Genomic DNA, 20,307 nt, shown 5'->3' on the forward strand with positions numbered 1-20,307 from the left:
GCATTACTGCCTGTTGTTATCAACTTTTAAAGAGTCCTGGCAACTTTAATGATTTCGTACGCTTCAAACTGATCGTCAACTTTGATATCGTCAAAGCCGGAGATATTTATGCCGCACTCATAGCCGGACTTTACCTCGCGGACATCATCTTTAAAGTGTTTGAGTGAATCGATTTTACAGTTGTCCTTAACTACGACATTGTTTCGTATCAGACGAATCTGAGAATTTCGCCTTACAAGCCCCTCATTCACATAACATCCGGCAATGGTACCGGCATTTGGAACACGGAAGGTATCTCTAACGGTAAGCCTGCCGAGAATGTTTTCTTTTTCATCCGGCTCAAGCATACCGGCCATAGCGTCTTTGAGCTCTTCTGTTATTCTGTAAATAACATTGTAAAGCCTTATATCCACTCCGCGTTCTTCGGCGATATTCTTCACCTGGTTCTCTGGAACCACATTGAAGCCGATAATGATTGCTCCGGAGGCCTCCGCAAGCACGACATCGCCCTCGGTTACGCCTCCAACGCCGGCATGAATGATTTTTATCTTTACTTCATCTGTGTTGAGCTCACTTAGATATTTGATCAAAACATCAACAGAGCCCTGCACATCTGCACGGATGATAAGGTTAAGCTCTTTGACATTACCTGCCTCGATCTGGCTGAAGAGATTATCCAGCGTAATGTTAGTCCTGCGGCTTAGGGTTTTCTCACGCTCTAACTGTTTGAGCTGTTCGGCAGCGTCTTTTGCCCGTGACTGGTCATTGAGGCAATAGAATTTATCGCCGGCACTGGGCACATCACTGAGACCTGTAACCTCTACCGGAATCGATGGTCCGGCTTTTTTGATCACTTTTCCACTGCTGTCCCGCATTGTCCGCAGACGGCCGTAGCCAATACCTGCCAGAATAACATCGCCCTTCTTGAGAGTACCTTCTTTTATGAGCAGTGTTGCCACCACACCCCTGTCCTGGGTCATTTTCGATTCGACAACCCAGCCCATTGCCGGGATCTTTGTGTCGGCCTTCAACTCATGAAGCTCAGCAATCAGCTCTATTGCCTCGATGAGCTCATCGATTCCTTCACCTGTTTCCGCACTGGTTTTGACAACCTCGGTATCGCCGCCCCATTCACTCGGCACAAGACCGTTTTCCGCGAGCTGGCCGTATATCTTATTAACATCAACACCGGGTAAATCAATTTTGTTAAGTGCCACAATTATAGGCACTTCTGCCGCCTGGGCGTGATTTATCGCTTCTTTTGTCTGAGGCATCACACCGTCGTCTGCCGCACATACAAGTATTACGATATCTGTCATGTTAGCACCGCGGGCACGCATGGCCGTGAAAGCTGCGTGGCCGGGCGTATCGAGGAATGTTAACTTATGTCCTTTGTAATTTACCTGATGCGCGCCGGTATGCTGAGTAATACCGCCGGCCTCTCCCGCGGCAACACTTGCTGAACGTATCTTGTCAAGCAGTGAGGTCTTGCCGTGGTCAACATGACCGAGCATGGTTACCACCGGATGGCGGCTTTGAATATTTTTACGCTCACGCTCTTTGAACTCGGTTTCAATGTCTTCTTCGACTGTCTTTTTCACTTCTACGACAAGCTCAACACCAAATTCCAGAGCCACAAGCTCTGCAACATCAGTAGATATAGCCTGGTTAGCCGTCGCCATTATTCCCTGCTTCATGAGCTCTTTGATTATATCCGTGATCTTGACTGAAAGAGACGCCGAAAGTGATTTTACGGTTATAGGCTCTGAAACAGCAACCTTGTCGGGACGTTCAACCTTTCTGGCAGACTCTGATTTCTTCTTCTCGCCGCCGCCAATCTTTCTTGAAGGCCGCAAACGGAGTGTCTCGCCCCGAGCCGCGGCAAGGCGGGCACGCCTTTCTTCAATATCACGCATCCGATATTTTTTAGAGTGTTTATCATCATCACTGCGGCCGGAAGATGACTTTTTGCCTTTTTTACCCTTTTTATCCTTCAACGCATCCATCAGTTTTTCCGTGGGCGGTGCCGCGAAATCAGGAACACTTCTCGGCTGACGCGGTTTACGGGGGCGGCTGCGGGTGTCTTCTACCGGCTTTTCAACCCTGACAACCTTTGGCCCGCTCAGTTTTGCCGGTTTAGGCACAGAAAGCTGGGGACCTGCCGGTTTGACATTGACCGGTTTGGGAACTTCTACCATAACCGGTGCAGCCGGCTTGTCTATCTTCTGCGGTATATTGACCCTGAAGGCCTCTGCCTGCTCAGGTTCTTTGGGCTTTTCTTCTGCTGTGTCGTCATCTGTTTTTTCAGGTTCTTCTCCGGCCTCAGGTTCTGCTTTTTCAGTTTCTTCTTTAACCTGCGTCTCTTGACCGGCTTCTTTTGCCTCAGTTTCCCTGGGCTCGGCGGCGGCAGAGGGTTGGGCTTCTTTAGGCTCTAATCCGGCCTGCTCTGATCCCTGCACACCGGCGGGAGCTGCCTCTTGGGCTGTGCCGGCCTGGCCAGAGGGCTCAGTCTCTGATTTCTGGGGAACAACGCGTACCTCTTTGAGATCTACCCGGTCTGTCGTTTCTACTACATGAGTGTGCTCACCCTCGCTGAACCATTCGCGTATTGATGCCGCCTGACCAGCGGTCAATGTTGACATATGGTTCTTCACGTCCAGGCCCTCTGCCTGGCATTTTTCGACGATAGATTTACTCTTTACGCCTAATTGTTTTGCAAGAATGTGAACTCTGTATTGCGTTTTAGCCAAAACTGTTCTCCGAACATCTTTATAAATTTTCTGATACGATTACGACAAATCCTAAGTTACTCAGCGGATTCAGACCCTGACTTTTCAGCCTTTAATGTCTCTATTGCCAGATCGACCAGACGCTGCGCGAGGTCTTGATCAAGACCAAGCTCATCGATAAGCGGCTGCGGGCCGACTTCTTCTATGTCATGCACCGTAAGCAGGCCTAAAGCAAGGAACTTATCGATCAAATGTTCATCACCTGTTGAAAACTCTTTATATATTTCAGTCAGTTCCTCAACTTCCTGATTATACTCATCGGGAGTCAAAATATCGATATCCCATCCTGTCAGACGTGCCGCGAGACGCACATTTTGTCCATGCTTGCCGATTGCCAGGCTTAGCTGGCTCTCGGGCACAACAGCGGTCGCCCTGCCCAGCTCGAAACAAAGTGCAATTTCCGTGCATTCTGCCGGCTTGATGGCATTGGTTATCAGATCCTGTGATGAATCACTCCAGGGAACGATATCTATTTTCTCGCCGCTGAGCTCATCAACTATATTTTTGATCCTGCTGCCTCTTACGCCGACACACGCCCCGACAGGATCTACACGGTCATCGTTAGAGCCGACTGCAATCTTCGTACGGTAGCCGGCCTCTCTTGAAAGCGCCCGTATTTCTACAATGCCCTCGGCAATTTCGGGTATTTCAGCTTCAAAGAGCCGCCGTATAAAATCTCTGTGAGTTCTGGAGAGCTTTATTTTAACCTGGCTTGTATCTTCACGTACATCAGCTATAACTGCCCGGAGCCTCTCACCTGTGTGGTGGGTCTCGCCGGGGATCTGCTCTGTCTTAGGCAGATATGCCTCGGCCCTGCCCTCAAGACTTATGACGGCACTGCCTCTTTCTTTGCGGGTTATGGTGCCGGTTATCAACTCGCCCCTGCGCTCGGCATATTCTGTATAAATGCTGTCCCGTTCATCGGCTTTTATTTTCTGGATCATAACCTGCTTGACTGTCTGAGCAGGGATACGGCCGAGCTCTTTGATATCAATCGGGGCATTGTCCTTGTAAGCCGTTATCTGGCCGTTATTTCTGTCGATATTAACAACGACATCACAATCAGGGTCACCATAGTGCTTCTTGGCACCGGAGACCATCGCTGCTTCAAGGTCTAAAAAAATTGACTCGCGGTCAAGATTTTTATCTCTTGCAATGTTATCAACTATTCTGACAATTTCCTGAGTATTCATCAATTTGCTTTCTTAAAACAATAAAAAAAGTGGAAACCCGGAGATTTCCACTTCATATTACGTATAAACTGTTATCATAACAGACTGCGCCGGGCGGATTTAACCCCGCCACCCATCAAAAGGGCGTAATATTAATTTGAAGCAGAGAATCTGCATCCGAATCTACATTAAATTTCTCATAACGTTAATTCCAATTAAAAACTCCATAAGATTATAAGCAACTATACTGATATGTCAACAAGGGCTTTACTAAAAAATAAGACGCGGCGATTTTTCTTTCAAGTCAAAAAATACGTCCGGGCTAAACCACCCAAAGCCCCGTGTCCAACTCTACACCGCATTCACAGATTTAGTGTCTTAAACATCTTTCCCGGCAGGACAATCGCACCTTAATATACCTGAATCGCCCGCGGTTTTCATCTTTGTCTTTGCTATACAGGATTATTTTGATATAAATTCAGTCTGCATTTAGCAGTTTTATAACAGATACAATTTAAAAAAACAGAAAAAAAACACAAATGAACGTATTAGTAGCAGAAAAATGCGGCTTTTGCCAGGGTGTCCGCCGGGCAATACAGATAGCCAATAAAACACTCGAAGCAAACGGCACGGTTTACAGCCTGGGCCCGATAATACATAACACAGACGTTGTCAAGTCACTTGAGGACAAAGGCTTAACTACTATTTCCGACATTGACAACCTCCAAAACGGCACCGTCCTGACACGCTCTCACGGCGCCACCCCCGATCAGCTCGAAAGAATCGTTGATAACGGGCTTGACCTTGTTGACGGCACATGTTCGTTTGTTAAGCACGTCCAGTTAGTTGCCAAATCGCTGGAAAAAGAAGGCTACAGCGTGGTAATTATCGGCGATGCGGGACATCCCGAGGTGCAGGCACTGGCAGGTTCTGTAAAACAGTCAACTGTCGTACGAGATGAAAGCGAGCTTGATAAACTGCCCAACCGCATGAAGTTAGGCATCATAAGCCAGACAACGCAGTCTAAAGAGCACTTTGCGGAAATGACTGCCCTGATAATGAAACGGGGGTTTAAGGAGATAAAAGTAGTAAACACTTTATGCAAAGAGGCTTCCAAACGCCAGGAAGCGGCGGTCGAGCTTGCCGGAAGGGTGGAGGTAATGTTTGTTCTTGGCGGCAGGCACAGCGCTAATACAAAAAAACTCGCTGATTTGTGTAAAATAAAAAATAAAAACACATTTCATTTGCAAAACTGGTCAGAAATTGATAAAAGAATAGTTTCGGGTTTTCAGACTGCCGGCGTAACGGCGGGTGCGTCAACTCCCGACTGGGTGATCAACGAGTTTGTTGAGAATCTCAAAAAATTATGAAATCAGAATATATTGTTTAACTAACGAATTACAAGGCACGTACAATCCGGCTGTGTACGCCGGGGCCTGCAAATCTGTGCAGTGTTTGCGCAGTGTGCGTTTTGGTGTGATCGCGGGGCACAGAATGCACTATAAAAATTAACTTCGCGTAACAGGTAAAATTTTAATGGTTGATTTTAATATTTATTCACGTCTTGGAATCTCCGAAGAGGAGATCAACAACGAGTTGAACCAACTCTTCACAAAAGAGCACGAAGAATTACTCGGCGAAGCTATCGTTGACCAGATTCAGACACTTGTACCCGGCAACATCCTTTCCGGGCGAATTGTTGAGCAGATCGGCAACGATGTTATTCTTGAGATTGGTCTCAAGAGCGAAGGCTATGTTGATGCTTCAGAGTTTGATGACCCTGAAGAAATCGTCCCGGGTAACGAAATAGAGGTTTATCTAGAGGATGTTGACGCCGACGGCGGTCTTATCGCGCTGAGCAAACGCAAAGCCGACCGGATACGCGGCTGGGAAAAACTCATCACGACAAACAAAGAAGGCGATATCATTACAGGCCGCGTAACACGCAGAATCAAAGGCGGTCTGCTGGTAGATATCGGAGTTCCGGTATTCCTGCCCGCATCGCAGGTTGACATTCGCAAACCCGGTGATATCAGCCGGTTCATCGGTGAGGATATTGAATGTAAAATCCTCAAGATCGACGAAGAAAACAGAAACATCGTTGTATCACGCCGTAAGATTATCGAGGAAGAGCGCCAAAGCGCCAAAGAAAAGCTGCTCAGCGAAATCGAAGTTGGACAGCTGCGTAAAGGAATCGTCAAGAATATCGCCGATTTCGGTGTATTCGTTGACCTCGGCGGCCTTGACGGTCTGCTTCACATCTCTGACCTCAGCTGGGGACGTATTTCGCACCCATCAGAAGTTGTCAAACTCGACGAAGAGATCGAAGCTGTCGTTATCGGCGTAGATCGCGAATCAGAGAAGATATCTCTGGGTCTCAAGCAGAAACAGGAAAGCCCGTGGGAAAGCGTGGAAGATCGCTACCCTGTAAACTCCAAGGTAAAGGGCACCGTTGTAAATATCATGAACTACGGTATCTTCCTGCGTCTTGAAGACGGCGTTGAGGGTCTTGTCCATGTCAGCGAGATGAGCTGGACAAAACGCATCATTCACCCCGAAGACATGTTCCAGCAGGGTGAAGAGGTAGAAGCGGTTGTACTTGATGTCAACAAAGACAAACAGGAAATATCCTTGGGCACAAAACAGCTCGAGGTCAATCCCTGGTCTATTGCTTCTCAGAAATACCCTCCGGGAACAGTTGTCAATGCAACAGTTACCGGCCTGACCAATTACGGTGCGTTCGCTTCTATAGAGCCCGGTATCGACGGTTTGATACATGTTTCAGACCTGAGCTGGACAAAGAAGTACAACCACCCCAACGAAGCTATGAGCAAAGGACAGGAAATCCAGTGCGTTGTGCTTGATGTTGAAGAAGAGAAACAGCGTATCTCGCTCGGCATCAAACAGCTCACGGAAGACCCCTGGATCAGGGCGATACCCGATACTTACATGCCTGGACAGGTCGTCAAGGGCAAGGTTACAAAAATCACCAACTTTGGTGTATTTGTTGAGCTTGAGCCGGATCTCGAAGGCCTGCTGCATATCTCTGAGCTTGCCGACGAAAAAGTCGATAAACCACAGGATGTTGTCGAAGTCGGTCAGGAACTCGAGGTCAAGATACTGCGTGTTGACACTGATTCACGCAAAATCGGCCTGAGCCTTCGCCGTGTACAATGGGCGGCAGAAGACGCAAAGACCGAACCTCAAGCCCCATCAGATGATGCGCAGCAGACATCGTCAGGCGGACAGAGCCGCCGCGGCGGTCTTGATGGCGGGCTGGATATCGGAACCGATTTTATTTCAGCACCAAAAGATAATCAGTAAATTATCTTATCAGTTGAACTTCAAACCCGGAAAGCTTGTTAAAGTTTTCCGGGTTTTTCTTTGCCCTTCCGCAGCCGCTTTGCCTCACTCGTTGTCAATCCCAGTCCAAATGTAAATATTTCAGAGATAAATTTGACTTATAACGCATTTTTGGATATAATGATAGTTTCTTAAATAATCTGACGAAACCCATACAAATACCTGGAGTTAAAAGATTTAGATGTCTAACGAAATAAACACAGAAGTCATGGAAACCTTCGAGAGTATGCCGATTCTCGAAGAGATGAAAACTTCTTACCTCAACTACGCAATGAGCGTCATTGTCTCGCGTGCTTTGCCCGATGTACGCGACGGTTTAAAGCCGTCTCAGAGACGTATTCTTGTCGCGATGAATGACCTGAGCCTGGGCCCGCGAAGCAAACACCGTAAATGTGCCAAGATCGCCGGCGATACAAGCGGTAACTACCACCCGCACGGCGAGAGTGTCGTTTACCCGACACTGGTGCGTATGGGCCAGCACTGGAGCATGAGAAGTATGCTCGTTGACCCGCAGGGTAACTTCGGAAGCATCGACGGCGACCCCCCCGCCGCTATGCGTTACACCGAAGCCAGAATGACAAGCGTGGCAATGGAAATGCTCCAGGACCTCAAACAGGACACGGTGGATTTTATCCCCAACTACGATGAAACACGCAATGAGCCTGTGGTACTGCCCTCAAAATTTCCGAACCTGCTTATCAACGGCTCAACTGGTATTGCCGTGGGTATGGCGACAAACATGGCGCCGCACAACCTCAACGAAATATGTGATGCGGCATTTATGATAATGGACAATCCGGATTGCTCTATTGCCGAGCTGATGGATGTTCTGCCCGGGCCGGATTTCCCTACAGGAGGCTTAATATGCGGCAGAAAAGGAATTTACGATGCATTCACTACCGGCAAGGGACACGTAAAACTCCGCTGTAAGCACACTATAGAAGAAACTAAGAGCGGAAAACAGAGAATTGTCGTTACCGAGATACCCTACACCGTTGTAAAAACTAACATCGTTTCCAAAATAGCCGACTGTGTGCATGAGGGCATTCTCACGGAAGTCTCCGATGTACGTGATGAGTCAGACAGAAAAGGACTTAGAATCGTTGTCGAGCTAAAGAGAGATGCCAACGCAGATGTTGTTATCAACAAACTGTTCCGCTATACCCAGCTCTCGACAACCTTTGCGATAAACAACGTTGCACTTGTAAACAGCCGCCCGGAAACGCTGAATATCAAGCAGCTTATCATTGCATATCTTGACCACCGAAAAGAGGTTATCCGCAGACGTACCCGTTTCCTGCTGAACAAGTCTCAAGCCAGAGCGCATATACTTGAAGGTTTGATACTCGCGGTAAGCGATATAGATGAGATAATTGAGCTGATCAAGGCTTCCCCTGATGCCCCGACCGCGAAGGTCAATCTGATGCAGAAGCCGCTGCGGCTCATTGAAACGGCAACGCTCAAAAATCTGCTCCCGGAAGATTTTCTCAACACCATGGTTCAAAAGGACCAGTTCCTTACCGGACCGCAGGCTGACGCCATACTGACAATGCAGCTTCAGAAACTCACCGGACTGGAAACAGAAAAACTCGCAAAAGAATTTGCCGCCCTGATGGACGAGATAAAGGGTTACCAGGCAATCCTGGCAGACGAGAAACTCGTCCTGAATATGATAAAGGACGACCTGCAGGAACTCAAAGACAAATACGGCGACAGCCGCCGCACCGAAATATCTGACGCGTTTGAAGACCTCGACGAAGAAGACCTCATAGCGGACGAGGAAACTGTGGTAATCATCAGCCACCAGGGTTACATAAAACGTATGCCTATTGACACTTACCGCAAACAAGGACGCGGCGGCAGAGGAATACTCGGCTCGGATTCAAAAGACGATGACTTTGTAGAACACCTCTTCGTGGCTTCGACGCACGATTATCTTATGATATTCACAAGTGACGGCAAATGCTACTGGCTGAAGGTTTACAAAGTGCCGGGCATGTCACGCCAGAGCAAAGGCAGAAGCATCGCCAATCTGCTTGAGCTCGGCGATGAGAAAATAATGTCGATTAAAAACGTCCGTACGTTTGACGACAGGCAGCTCGTATTCGCCACACGCAAAGGCATCATAAAGAAGACCACGCTAAGTGCCTACGGAAATGTCAGATCCAACGGAATCAAGGCGATTAACCTTGATGACGATGATGATCTTATATCCGTTAAAATAACCGGCGGAAACGATGACATTCTTCTGGCTACGGCAAACGGCATGTCAATTCGGTTCAATGAATCAGATGTCCGTTCTGTAGGCCGCGTATCACGAGGCGTCAAGGGTATTACCCTGCGTAAAGGCGACGAGGTCGTCGGCATGGTAAAACTCGAAGACGGCGACACGGTACTGACGGTCTGCGAAAACGGCTACGGCAAACGGACTGAACTGGAAGAATACCGGACGCAGTCACGCGGCGGAAAGGGCATTATAAACATCAAGGTTACCGAGCGTAACGGCAAGGTTGTCGGCGTGCTGGCGGTAACTGATGATGACGATGTTATGATGATGACGCGAAACGGAATCGTTATACGCACCGGCCTGGACCAGATGCGGACTATCGGAAGAAACACAGCGGGCGTTAGAATGATAAAAGTCGGCGAATCTGATGTTGTATCCTCGATAGCACGGCTGATCAAAGATGATTCAGAGGAAGATACGGACGAAACCGTTGAGACTGCTGAAACTGAAACTTCGGAAACAGAATAAAACTAAATAACACCCCCCTGCGGCTGCAACACGCCGTCTGGGGGTGTATAAAACAATGCCCGCTCTGCCGGCAATTCATATTTATATGGCAAAACAAAAGCAGACAAAACCCGCACCGATATACGTGATTGCGGGAAAGGATTCATTTCTGGTTTCACGCCAGCTGGAGCCGATTATAGATTCACTGCTCGAACCCGACGAAAAGGAGATGGGCTACCTCGTAGTGGAAGGTGCCAAAGCCGATGCCGCGGAGATTCTCGATGAACTGCGAACCTTGCCGTTCCTTTCATCAAGGCGTGTGGTGTATGTGCGGCAGGCGGATTCATTTGTGAGCGATAACCGCCCGGTACTCGAAAACTATCTTGACTCTCCGGCTAAAAGCGGCGTGCTTATTATGCACGTTGAAACATGGAGAAAGAACACAAAACTTGCAAAAAAAGTTGACCAGTGCGGCGTCGCCATAGATACCGGCGAGATAAAGCCCTGGGAGCTTGCGGATTTTGCCCTGCGGTACGCACAATCCGAACACGGCAAAACCCTGACAAAACGTTCTGCTGAGCTGCTTGTCGAGTTTACAGGCGATGAACCCGGAAGAATCTGCTCTGAAATAGACAAACTTGCGGTGTACGCTATCAATGACAAAAACATCACCGAAGAGCATATATCGACACTTACCGGAAACAACCGCGAATATGACATATTCAAGGTCATTGATGCTATGGCAACGGCCAACACTTCACAGGCGGTAGCAAGACTGAGAAACATGTTCACCGCCAGCCCGGACGCGGCATTTACAGTGGTAGCAGCACTTGCATCGCATTTTAGACGCATGTTCAGGGTCAAAAACCTTCAGCAGCAGCGATTGTCTCAACAGCAGATATGCACTAAAATGGGAATGAGCAGCTGGTGGCTGAATAAATTTCTTCGGCAGGCAAACCTTCAAAAGTGGCAGTTCAGTGACCTGGCAGGAATCATTAAAGCCCTTGCCAGAACAGATTATGAGGCCAAAACAGGACAGACTGACCTTACAGCCGCCGTTGAGCAAATCATTGTAAAGGCGTGCCTGCGAATGAAACGGCGATGAAGGGAGCTCTGCCTTCTGATCAGCCTTCGGCTTTTGCCGGCTCAGCCGGCTGATTAGGCTGCTCTTTTGCCGCCTCGGACGGTTTTTCAGCCTCCTCTTTTGCCGGCTCAGGCTGTTGAGCCTTTTCCTGCTCCTGAGGATTAACCAGTTTAGAACGCCAATCACCCAGACGTTTATTCCAGTCAGCCCTGGTCTTTTCCGGGTCTATCTCACTAAGCCGCTTTAGAAGATCATGTTTCGCGGCCGATTTTACTTCCGGATTGCTGAAATACTCGTCAAGCGGTTTCACAAGACCACCCTTATCAGCCGTATCGCCCGCATCTACTAAAACCTTTGCGGCAGCGGCAATGCTGTCTGCGTCCCCTGCCGCGGCGGCAGCATTCATTATTTCAAGAAGCAGCTCTTCGTGATTTGGCCAGGCACCGGCGGCCGCAAACTTTTCAAGATATTTGATCGCGCGGGCAAAATCATTCTGCTTAAGACAATAACGTACAAGCATTACACGAACGTCTGTCTGGATTGGAGCCTTACTCTCGGCTATCTCAAGCAGACCTGTTTTGTGTTCGGCTTTCAAATCACTTTCGATTACTGTTTTGCAGAACTCTGCTATCCTGGCAGCTTCCCCGCTTCTGAAGAGCTTCACAAGAACTTCGTAGAATTCTTCGTTTACAGATGAAGCCTCTATAAGCCAGCCTACATCTGTAATAGCGGCGCCGTCCATTGCAACAGCAGCGGCAGACTGTACCAGGGCAGGTTCCTGGCTGAGATATAATTTGCTCTCACTTATATTCTCTACCGCGGAAGCCAGATTGACCGAAGCAAGTCCTTCAAGGCCTTTGACACGGATTTGAACGGGACCTGATTCTAAAGCCCGTAAAAAGAGCGGCCTGAATATTTCAGAAGAATTATCCCGATTTATCGAAGCGGAATTGCACAACTGAACCATTGCATCAAGAACCCTTAGAGACAACTCAATATCAACAGGCTCCTGACTGGAAAACTGTTCGTATTTCTCCTTAATCAGATTCAACCCTTCAACAAGCATATTCGCATTTTTTGACGGTATCGAAAATATTCTGCCCGAGCCTCGGATTCCGGCAGCAGTATCTAAAGCGTTTTCTGATTTAAGCAGCTCAATAGTAAACTCAACCGCCCTGTCAACGGCCTGACCGGGCTCTCCATTTGTTCGCGGCGAAAGGAAATCATAGTAGCACGCCTGAACAAGAGCCTCGTACTGGAGTAAAAACACATCACGGCGGTTTTCTTTTTCCATTGCAGCCACTAACTGCTGCTGAGGACGAAGATCACTCATCAAAAGCATCAGTCGGGCGGCTTCACGCCTGACGGTGGTATCAGTGTCACTGATTATCGCAAGCAGAGGCTCAGCAAAACTTTCGGGCAGCTGTTGGCTGCTTTTCCATTCGCCAACCTTTCGAATCGCCCAGAGCCGTACCTGTGCAACTCTGCTGTTTAGACTGGAAATTATCGTTTTCTCCCGGGCTTCAGCCGGCTGGAGGCGGTACAGATCTTCAATAACACCAAGGTGCTCATCTGTGAGCCTTAAAAGAGACTCTTGAAGTGTGGCAATCCGCTTCTGGCGTTTTTGCATCAGATCCCTGATAACTTCATCGGGAGATTTGCTGCCAAGCTCTTCTATTACGTTTTCCCAGAAAAGATCTTCATTTTCGTCAGAGGGAACCCATTTTTCCAAAGTCTCGGTAGCCCCCTGCGAAATCTCAGGAGTTTCAGATCTGCTCAGATCATACAAATCTTCAAGGGCCGCACGTTCTGAGACAAACCTGCTCAAAACGCCAAAGACATTCAGCCTTACCTGCATTTCGAGGTCCTGATTCTTTATCATATCCATCAGGAGCCCGCGAACTTCCGCGTAATCAAAAACCACCATCGCCCTGGAACAGGACTCCAAAAGCTCCCTGCTCTGGGTTTTAAGAAGCCCAACCATGGCTGGTGCCAGATTCTCGCGGTAAGTGATCTTCTCACTGATGTTGCGGGTTTCGGAGATTGCCAGGCATACCGCCCTTTTTGCAAGCAGGTTATTCTCCGCTGTAAGTGTCTCAACCAGAAAATCCGAAGCGGATTTATCTACGCACTGCAAAAGCTGTTTTGCCGCGAGCTTGCGAAGCTCCAGCTCACTGCCTGTAACAAGCGCCGCTTTGGTTATCTCTAACTGCTCTGTAGAAAGTTTCTCCGCACCGTTTTGCGCTGATGCAAAAAGGCTTGCGAATAAAACAAAAAATAATGCAAAAAAAGATTTACTCATTCTGAAAAAAACCGCAAAAACAGTAAAAACCTAAAATTCTATCTTACCTACGTAAAACATATTACGCCGGTTTGTTTTTTTTTCAACACTATTCAGGCGAAATCAAACAAAATGAACACCAAAGGCATAAATAATCAGAACAAACCGGTAACCTTGCCTGTTTTTACATCAACATCGATGCGCCTGAACGCAGGATCGGAGGCCGTTCCGGGCATCAGTTTTATCGTGCCGGCCAACGGAACAATAAACCCGGCGCCTTTGTACACGAGAATTCCCCGTATCGGCAGACGAAAACCGCGAGGTCTGCCTTTAAGGTCTGGGTCGTGCGATATACTCAGATGCGTCTTGACCATGCAGACACCCATCTTCTGAGCATCCGGATCATTTTCCAGAGCCTCAAGATTCTTGACCGCCTCCGGTTCAAAATCCACACCGTCAGCACCGTAAACCTCGCGAGCTATTGTCTCTATACGCTCCTTTATCGGCGAATCAAGCTCATACAGGAACCTGAATTCGTTCTTCTTTTTACAGGCCTCGACCACAGCTTCGGCAAGCTCAACAGCTCCCTTACCGCCTTCAAGCCAGTGCCGTGATACCGCGGCAATTGCGCCGGCCTCTTCGGCAATACGTTTTACCGCCGCGATCTCATTGTCAGTATCTGTATAGAAACTGTTTATGCAGACAACCGGCTGGACGCCGCTCTTTAGTACAGTCTCTATATGGGCCTTAAGGTTCTCGCAGCCCTTTTCAACCAGCTCAACATTTTCCTCTTTGTATTCCTGTGCCAAAGCCATACCCGGTTTAACTGCCGGCCCGCCGCCATGCATCTTGAGAGCACGGATCGTCGCTACAATCACAACCGCTGATGGTTTTAGGCCGGAATAGCGGCATTTGAGATTCCAGAACTTCTCGAAACCGATGTCAGCACCGAAACCGCTCTCGGTTACGTGATAATCGCCGAGTTTTGCGGCGAGCTTATCCGCAAGCACAGAGCTCTGACCGATTGCTATATTGGCGAACGGCCCTGCATGAACAAAGACGGGGTTGCCCTCTATCGTCTGCATCAGCGTAGGGTTAAGAGCCTCAACCATCCATGCTGTCATTGCGCCGGCAACCTCGAGATCCTCTGTTGTAACCTCCTTGCCTTTCTTGTCATAGGCAACGACAATCTTGCCGATACGCCGGCGGAGATCTTCAAGGCTCGTGGCAACTGCCAGGATCGCCATAATTTCACTCGAGACAGTGATAGCGAAGCCTGATTCCATCTCATAGCCGTCCATGTGGCCGCCGCGGCCGATTATAATGTTTCGCAAAGACTGTGCGCAGAAGTCCATAACCCATTTGAGCTGAACACTTTCGGGGTCAATATCAATTCGTTTAAGATTACTCTTTGCCAGCCGCTGATCATCATAATTTCTCTCGTGCTGCATTCTCGCGGTCAAAGCTACCATGGCGAGATTGTGAGCGTTGGTTATCTTGTCAATATCGCCGGTAAGTCCAAGCGAAAAAGGGGTTAACGGAATGCACTGGGCAAGCCCGCCGCCGGCGGCAGAACCCTTGATATTGAATGTCGGCCCGCCGGATGGCTGGCGAATCGCACCTGTAACCTTCTTATTGATTTTAGCAAGCCCATCGATAAGCCCGATAGTGGTAGTGGTCTTGCCCTCACCCAGAGGTGTCGGCGTAATGGCGGTTACATCAATATAATGAGCCTGCGGATTACTCTGGACTCGTTTGTAAGTCTTCTGATAATCCACCCGCGCCAGATTTTTGCCCATTGGGATGATCTCTTCATCTTCGAGCCCCAGTTTTTCGGCAAGCCGGCTCACTGAAAGCATGTTCTCTTCTGCCGCCTCAGCGATCTGCCAGTCCTGCATCTTAAGAGGATCTAAATGCATAATGCCTCTCCTTGTATGTTTTCTTAACATTTAAAATAAAACAATTTATGTTAATGGAGCTTTGCAAATACTAACACAACCAATCACTTTTTCAAGAATAAAAAACAAGTAAAACGGATATATCAGTAAAAAAGTTGCAATATTGAGGCTAATGTTCTTGACACAACCAATACTGATTATAGAATATTGCCCTCTTGTGGTGAGAGTAGCTCAGTTGGCTAGAGCACCAGATTGTGGCTCTGGGGGTCGCGGGTTCGAATCCCGTCTTTCACCCTTTCTTTCTTGTTCCAGTGAAATCAAATTTACCGGAACATGCGCGCAGAGATCGCGGGGAGGCTTAGAACGCCAAAACTTAAATTCATACACCGACCCCGGTAATTGTCACCCCCCCATCAGTTAGCTTGCCGCCGCCGCGTACCCTGAATTCACACAGCCCGCACAAATAAAACTTCGAAAACTGTTGACTTTTCGCTCGAATACATCATAATTCAAACTGTATATAGGCAAGAGCCTGATACACAGTACCACAGTTTGTGGATACGGACTTACAGTATATATGTGTCTTCGCGGAGACCGGCTTCAATTGTTAAGCCGTTATTTGCCTGACACGGCGAAGGACTGTAAAGTCTGGATTAACTTATATTTAGTTTATCAGGAAAGGTAAAAAAAATGAGCAAGACTGAAACCCAGTCAGCCGGAAAAGGTACCTGCATAAAGACAGGTGCGCAAATCATCGTTGACATCCTGCAGGAACAGGGTGTCGAAACCGTTTTCGGCTACCTTGGCGGTGTTGTACTTCCCTTGTTTGACAAGATTTATGACGCCAAGTTCAATTTCATCATCCCCCGACACGAACAAGGCGGCTGCCACATGGCAGATGCCTATGCACGCGCTACAGGCAAAACCGGAGTTGTAATCGCAACATCCGGACCCGGTGCTACAAATCTGACCACCGGCCTGGCAACTGCTAATATGGACTCTGTGCCGCTGGTTGCTATCACCGGCCAGGTACGCAGCGACCTCATAGGCAACGACGCCTTCCAGGAAGTTGACACAACCGGCATAACCCGCCCTATCACAAAACATAACGTCATCGTAAGAGATGTAAGCGAGCTGGCTTCGACACTCCGCGAAGCATTCCATATCGCCAACACCGGCCGCAAGGGTCCGGTTCTGGTAGATATCCCCGTTGACGTTGCGGTATCTTCCATTGAGTGGACTGAGCCGGGCGTGATTGACATGCCGGGCTACAAGCCCCGTCTGACAGGACATGCCAAGCAGATAAAAACTGCCGCACAGGCAATCAACAGCTCGCAAAGGCCTGTCTTGTACGTTGGCGGCGGAATAATTTCCGCTAACGCCTCAAAACAGCTTTCCGAGCTGGCGGAGAAGGCAAACGTTCCGGTGACTATGACGCTGATGGGGCTGGGCGCTTTTGACCAGAAAAAACCGCTCTCGCTTGATATGCTGGGAATGCACGGCGCAGCGTATGCAAATTTCGCCGTTCAGGAATCCGACCTGCTGATTTCGATTGGAGCAAGGTTCGATGACCGTGTTACGGGTTCATTGAAAACTTTCTGCCCAAACGCGAAGATACTTCATATTGACATTGATCCTGCAAGCATATCTAAAAATGTAAAGGTAGATATCCCCGTCGTGGGCGATGCAATTCAGATTCTCCCCGAGCTGGCCGCACTGTGCGAGCATAAAGAAAGAAAAGACTGGTTTGCCAGGATAGCAGAGCTGAAAAAACGCTACCCGCTGACCTATGACAAGCAGAACGGTCTTCTCAAGCCGCAAATGGTGATTGAGGAAGTTTATAACCAGACCAAAGGCGATGCTATTGTCACTACCGGTGTAGGGCAGCACCAGATGTGGGCGGCGCAGTTCTTTAAATATTCAAGGCCGCGTCAGTTTATCACCTCCGGAGGCCTTGGAACAATGGGCTTTGGACTGCCCGCGGCTATCGGCGCTCAGGCAGCCTGCCCTGACAGGACGGTAATTGACTTTGACGGTGACAGCAGTTTCAATATGACATTAACAGAGCTATCAACAGCAGTTATGTATAAACTGCCGGTAAAGGTTGTCCTGCTCAACAATGGATATATGGGCATGGTACGCCAGTGGCAGGAGCTTTTCTACGGAAAACGATACTCACAAAGCTCACTGGTAAACCCCGATTTCGGAAAACTTGCCCAGGCCATGGGGGCAACAGGACTTACATGTGAGAGCAAAGACAATCTGCAAGAAACGGTAAGCAAGATGCTCGCCAGCGAAGGCCCGTGCGTTGTTGATTTCCACATTGAACCGGAAGAAAACGTCTGGCCAATGGTTCCAAGCGGAAAATCACTGCACGAAATGGACGGAATTGACATTCTTGAGAGACTTGCTTAACCGGAGGATATAACAATGAAACACGTAATAAGCGCATTAGTTCAGAATAAACCCGGCGTTCTGGCACACGTTGCCGGCATGTTCGCCGCCAGGGCTTTTAATATCGATTCACTTGCCGTTGGAAGAACTGACAACCCCGAGCTGAGTCGAATGACCATTGTTGTTGTCGGCGACAACCGGGTTGTAGAACAGGTTCGCAAACAGCTGGCAAAAATTATATCTGTCGTAAAAGTACAGGATTATGTTGACAGAAGCGTGGTAACACGCGATCTTATGCTTATAAGCATCAACACGCCGCAGGATAAAAGATCAGAAATACTTGCTTTAATAAATATTTTCCGCGGTAAGGTTGTTGACGTAAGCGCAAAATATGTTATGGTAGAGATTTCCGGCCCGGAAGCAAAAATTGAGGCCTTTATGGACGCCTGTAAGCCATACGGGATCAAAAGTGTAGTTCGCACGGGCACGGTAGCAATGCCGAGATTTTCTAAAACTTAATATTCAGGAGCTTAATTAAAAATGGCAAATGTTATTTACGAAGATGGTGCACCAATACAACCCCTTATGGGAAAAAAGGTTGCAGTAATAGGCTACGGAAGCCAGGGACATGCACACAGTCAGAACCTGCGTGACAGCGGCATCGAAGTATCGATTGCTGAGCTGGAAGGCACGGACAACTACAAACTGGCTCAGGAGCATGGATTCTCACCATCTGCTATCCCCTCAGCTATTGAAAGCGCAGAGCTGATAATTATCACCCTGCCCGACGAAGTTCAGGCAACAGTATTTGAATCACAGATCAAACCGAACCTCAAACCAGGCCAGACCCTTGGTTTCTGCCACGGTTTCAACATTCACTTCAAATACATCGTTGCACCGGAAAATACCAACGTGGTAATGATAGCCCCCAAGGGCCCCGGCCACCTCGTACGCAGTGAATACGTAAAAGGCGGCGGCGTTCCGTGTCTGGTAGCTGTTGAGCAGGACGCATCGGGAACGGCTAAAGATATCGCCCTTGCGTGGGCGAACGGTATCGGCGGCGCGCGTGCCGGCATCATTGAGACAACATACAAAGAAGAAACTGAAACAGACCTCTTCGGCGAACAGGTTGTCCTGTGCGGCGGTCTTACTGCCCTTATAAAGGCCGGTTTTGAGACACTAACAGAGGCCGGTTACCAGCCGGAAATCGCGTATTTTGAGTGTATGCACGAAGTAAAACTTATCGTTGACCTGATGTATCAGGGCGGCATCAACTACATGAGATACAGCGTTTCCAATACAGCGGAATGGGGCGATCTGATTACAGGCTCCAAAATCATCACTGACCAGACAAAGGCAAAGATGAAAGAGATTCTCTCTGAGATACAGGACGGCACATTCGCAAAAGAATGGATCGAAGAGTACAAGAGCGGTCTCAAAAACTTCAACGCCTTGTACAAAGCCGACCACGACTGTCAGCTCGAGGTTGTAGGCCGTAAGCTTCGTAAAATGATGAAATGGATTGATGCCAAAGAAGTTTAATAAAGGCTAATTCAAGATTGTTCAAGGAGACTACAATTGAAAAAGTTAACATTAATTATTACAGTTTTGTCCGTAGCTCTTGCAGGCTGCTACAATGCACCTAAAAAGTCGGCTCCGGCCAGTAAAAAAATCATGGATCGTTATGATGCGATCGTTCTGCCCCAGAGGGCAACCGACCAGGCAACAGTTGAGCCCACTTACGCCGATGAGGTTATGGAGATGATCCTTAATGAAGAACTCGGCGAACATCTCAGCAAGAGCGAAGATGTTGTATGCTCATGGGGCGAATACGACAACGGTGCTTCAGTATGGATGAACATGGTTGAGTTTGAAGACGATGCCTCTACTGTTGAGTCTAAATGCGCTGTTGTGATTGACCAGGACGCGCCCGGCTGGAAATCTGTTATTCTCCAGTCAGGTGAAAATGTCAGGGTTGACTTCCAGAGCATTAACGAATTCCCGCCGCAAAGCAGCTACGGTTCAGTATCTGAATACAATACCGCTGTTCTGGCGGAAATGTACGATGACCTTCTTGATAATCTTGACAAAATAGTTCAGGACGGTCAGGCTCTAAACAATGCCAGGCTGGCGCTGAGACAGACATTCTCGCAGGTTTTCCAGCAGATAACTGCCAGCCCTGTCAAGGCTGAGAGTTTGACATCTGAAGACGGCATGGATTTCGATCATGCTGTTATCGGACCCGGCAACGTTAAGATAGCGTTGACTGAAAACGGACTGGCTGAAATGACAGTTTCGGTTAAGACGACCGCAAAACAGTATATTACCGGACAATAACAGCCGGTTCAAGTTTTGATAAGTCAAGGGCACTGCTAAGCGGTGCCCTTTTTTTATTTCTTGATATATTTCTTGAGGTATTGTCATGATAAACAGAGGAAATTTCCTCAAGAGTCTTACTGCCAGTCCTGTCCCGGTAGAAGCCGCGGGCAGCTGTATAAGCGAGACAGTTATTACTGATATCGCTGCCGCTGCACTTGACTATTAAATCCCTGGAGTTATAATCTTTGCCGAAAGTAACTTTAGGATACAATA

The 20,307-nt window shown here is 48.3% G+C and carries 13 protein-coding genes and 1 tRNA gene; 10 read left to right on the forward strand and 4 right to left on the reverse strand.

What is annotated here, in order from left to right:
• Window positions 1–26 precede the first annotated feature (26 nt).
• Both infB and nusA read right to left on the reverse strand, forming a co-directional pair.
• The gene (infB, locus tag SMSP2_RS04795; protein ID WP_186804873.1) at window positions 27–2,750 is read right to left on the reverse strand and encodes a translation initiation factor IF-2; all 2,724 of its coding nucleotides are present in this window, start codon (window positions 2,748–2,750) and stop codon (window positions 27–29) included.
• Between the two features lie 56 nt (window positions 2,751–2,806).
• A complete protein-coding gene (gene nusA, locus SMSP2_RS04800) occupies window positions 2,807–3,982 on the reverse strand; it encodes a transcription termination factor NusA (RefSeq protein WP_146682869.1) in 1,176 nt (391 codons plus the stop codon).
• A gap of 518 nt (window positions 3,983–4,500) precedes the next feature.
• Here nusA and ispH point away from each other — a divergent pair.
• The 4 genes from ispH to holA all read left to right on the forward strand — a co-directional run bounded on the left by ispH (window position 4,501) and on the right by holA (window position 11,163).
• Complete coding sequence (gene ispH, locus SMSP2_RS04805; RefSeq protein WP_146682870.1) at window positions 4,501–5,331, forward strand: 4-hydroxy-3-methylbut-2-enyl diphosphate reductase; 831 nt, start codon at window positions 4,501–4,503, stop codon at window positions 5,329–5,331.
• 166 nt (window positions 5,332–5,497) lie between these two features.
• Window positions 5,498–7,285 carry a 30S ribosomal protein S1 gene (locus SMSP2_RS04810; RefSeq protein ID WP_146682871.1) on the forward strand — a complete coding sequence of 596 codons (1,788 nt, stop codon included), beginning with the start codon at window positions 5,498–5,500 and terminating at the stop codon, window positions 7,283–7,285.
• Between the two features lie 220 nt (window positions 7,286–7,505).
• Window positions 7,506–10,079, forward strand: a complete 2,574-nt coding sequence (gene gyrA / locus SMSP2_RS04815; RefSeq protein ID WP_146682872.1) for a DNA gyrase subunit A — start codon at window positions 7,506–7,508, stop codon at window positions 10,077–10,079.
• 85 nt (window positions 10,080–10,164) lie between these two features.
• Window positions 10,165–11,163 (forward strand): DNA polymerase III subunit delta, encoded by a 999-nt coding sequence (gene holA, locus SMSP2_RS04820; RefSeq protein ID WP_186804874.1) that lies wholly within the window; start codon window positions 10,165–10,167, stop codon window positions 11,161–11,163.
• 19 nt (window positions 11,164–11,182) lie between these two features.
• On the opposite strand, the gene SMSP2_RS04825 is transcribed toward holA, so the two are convergent.
• Entirely contained in the window at window positions 11,183–13,444 is a 2,262-nt protein-coding gene (locus SMSP2_RS04825) for a hypothetical protein (protein ID WP_146682874.1), read from the reverse strand.
• A 134-nt stretch (window positions 13,445–13,578) separates the two neighbouring features.
• Window positions 13,579–15,342 (reverse strand): formate--tetrahydrofolate ligase, encoded by a 1,764-nt coding sequence (locus tag SMSP2_RS04830; RefSeq protein ID WP_146682875.1) that lies wholly within the window; start codon window positions 15,340–15,342, stop codon window positions 13,579–13,581.
• 199 nt (window positions 15,343–15,541) lie between these two features.
• Between SMSP2_RS04830 and SMSP2_RS04835 the strand changes: the two genes are divergently transcribed.
• The 6 genes from SMSP2_RS04835 to SMSP2_RS15190 all read left to right on the forward strand — a co-directional run bounded on the left by SMSP2_RS04835 (window position 15,542) and on the right by SMSP2_RS15190 (window position 20,260).
• A tRNA-His gene (locus SMSP2_RS04835) sits at window positions 15,542–15,615 on the forward strand.
• Window positions 15,616–16,011: 396 nt separating this feature from the next.
• Window positions 16,012–17,736: a biosynthetic-type acetolactate synthase large subunit gene (ilvB, locus tag SMSP2_RS04840; protein ID WP_146682876.1), complete on the forward strand. Its 1,725-nt coding sequence runs from the start codon at window positions 16,012–16,014 to the stop codon at window positions 17,734–17,736.
• A gap of 15 nt (window positions 17,737–17,751) precedes the next feature.
• Window positions 17,752–18,234, forward strand: a complete 483-nt coding sequence (gene ilvN, locus SMSP2_RS04845) for an acetolactate synthase small subunit (RefSeq protein ID WP_146682877.1) — start codon at window positions 17,752–17,754, stop codon at window positions 18,232–18,234.
• A 21-nt stretch (window positions 18,235–18,255) separates the two neighbouring features.
• Entirely contained in the window at window positions 18,256–19,257 is a 1,002-nt protein-coding gene (gene ilvC, locus SMSP2_RS04850) for a ketol-acid reductoisomerase (protein ID WP_146682878.1), read from the forward strand.
• A gap of 36 nt (window positions 19,258–19,293) precedes the next feature.
• A complete protein-coding gene (locus SMSP2_RS04855; protein ID WP_146682879.1) occupies window positions 19,294–20,052 on the forward strand; it encodes a hypothetical protein in 759 nt (252 codons plus the stop codon).
• Between the two features lie 85 nt (window positions 20,053–20,137).
• Window positions 20,138–20,260: a hypothetical protein gene (locus tag SMSP2_RS15190; protein ID WP_257787935.1), complete on the forward strand. Its 123-nt coding sequence runs from the start codon at window positions 20,138–20,140 to the stop codon at window positions 20,258–20,260.
• Window positions 20,261–20,307 lie beyond the last annotated feature (47 nt).

Source organism: Limihaloglobus sulfuriphilus, from assembly GCF_001999965.1.
Taxonomy (GTDB): Bacteria; Planctomycetota; Phycisphaerae; order Sedimentisphaerales; family Sedimentisphaeraceae; genus Limihaloglobus; species Limihaloglobus sulfuriphilus.

Coding starts and splice junctions, on each gene's coding strand:
- nusA (WP_146682869.1), bottom strand. CDS start 3,982: ATGAATACTCAGGAAATTGTCAGAATAGTTGATAACATTGCAAGAGAT.
- ispH (WP_146682870.1), top strand. CDS start 4,501: ATGAACGTATTAGTAGCAGAAAAATGCGGCTTTTGCCAGGGTGTCCGC.
- SMSP2_RS04810 (WP_146682871.1), top strand. CDS start 5,498: ATGGTTGATTTTAATATTTATTCACGTCTTGGAATCTCCGAAGAGGAG.
- gyrA (WP_146682872.1), top strand. CDS start 7,506: ATGTCTAACGAAATAAACACAGAAGTCATGGAAACCTTCGAGAGTATG.
- holA (WP_186804874.1), top strand. CDS start 10,165: ATGGCAAAACAAAAGCAGACAAAACCCGCACCGATATACGTGATTGCG.
- SMSP2_RS04825 (WP_146682874.1), bottom strand. CDS start 13,444: ATGAGTAAATCTTTTTTTGCATTATTTTTTGTTTTATTCGCAAGCCTT.
- SMSP2_RS04830 (WP_146682875.1), bottom strand. CDS start 15,342: ATGCATTTAGATCCTCTTAAGATGCAGGACTGGCAGATCGCTGAGGCG.
- ilvB (WP_146682876.1), top strand. CDS start 16,012: ATGAGCAAGACTGAAACCCAGTCAGCCGGAAAAGGTACCTGCATAAAG.
- ilvN (WP_146682877.1), top strand. CDS start 17,752: ATGAAACACGTAATAAGCGCATTAGTTCAGAATAAACCCGGCGTTCTG.
- ilvC (WP_146682878.1), top strand. CDS start 18,256: ATGGCAAATGTTATTTACGAAGATGGTGCACCAATACAACCCCTTATG.
- SMSP2_RS15190 (WP_257787935.1), top strand. CDS start 20,138: ATGATAAACAGAGGAAATTTCCTCAAGAGTCTTACTGCCAGTCCTGTC.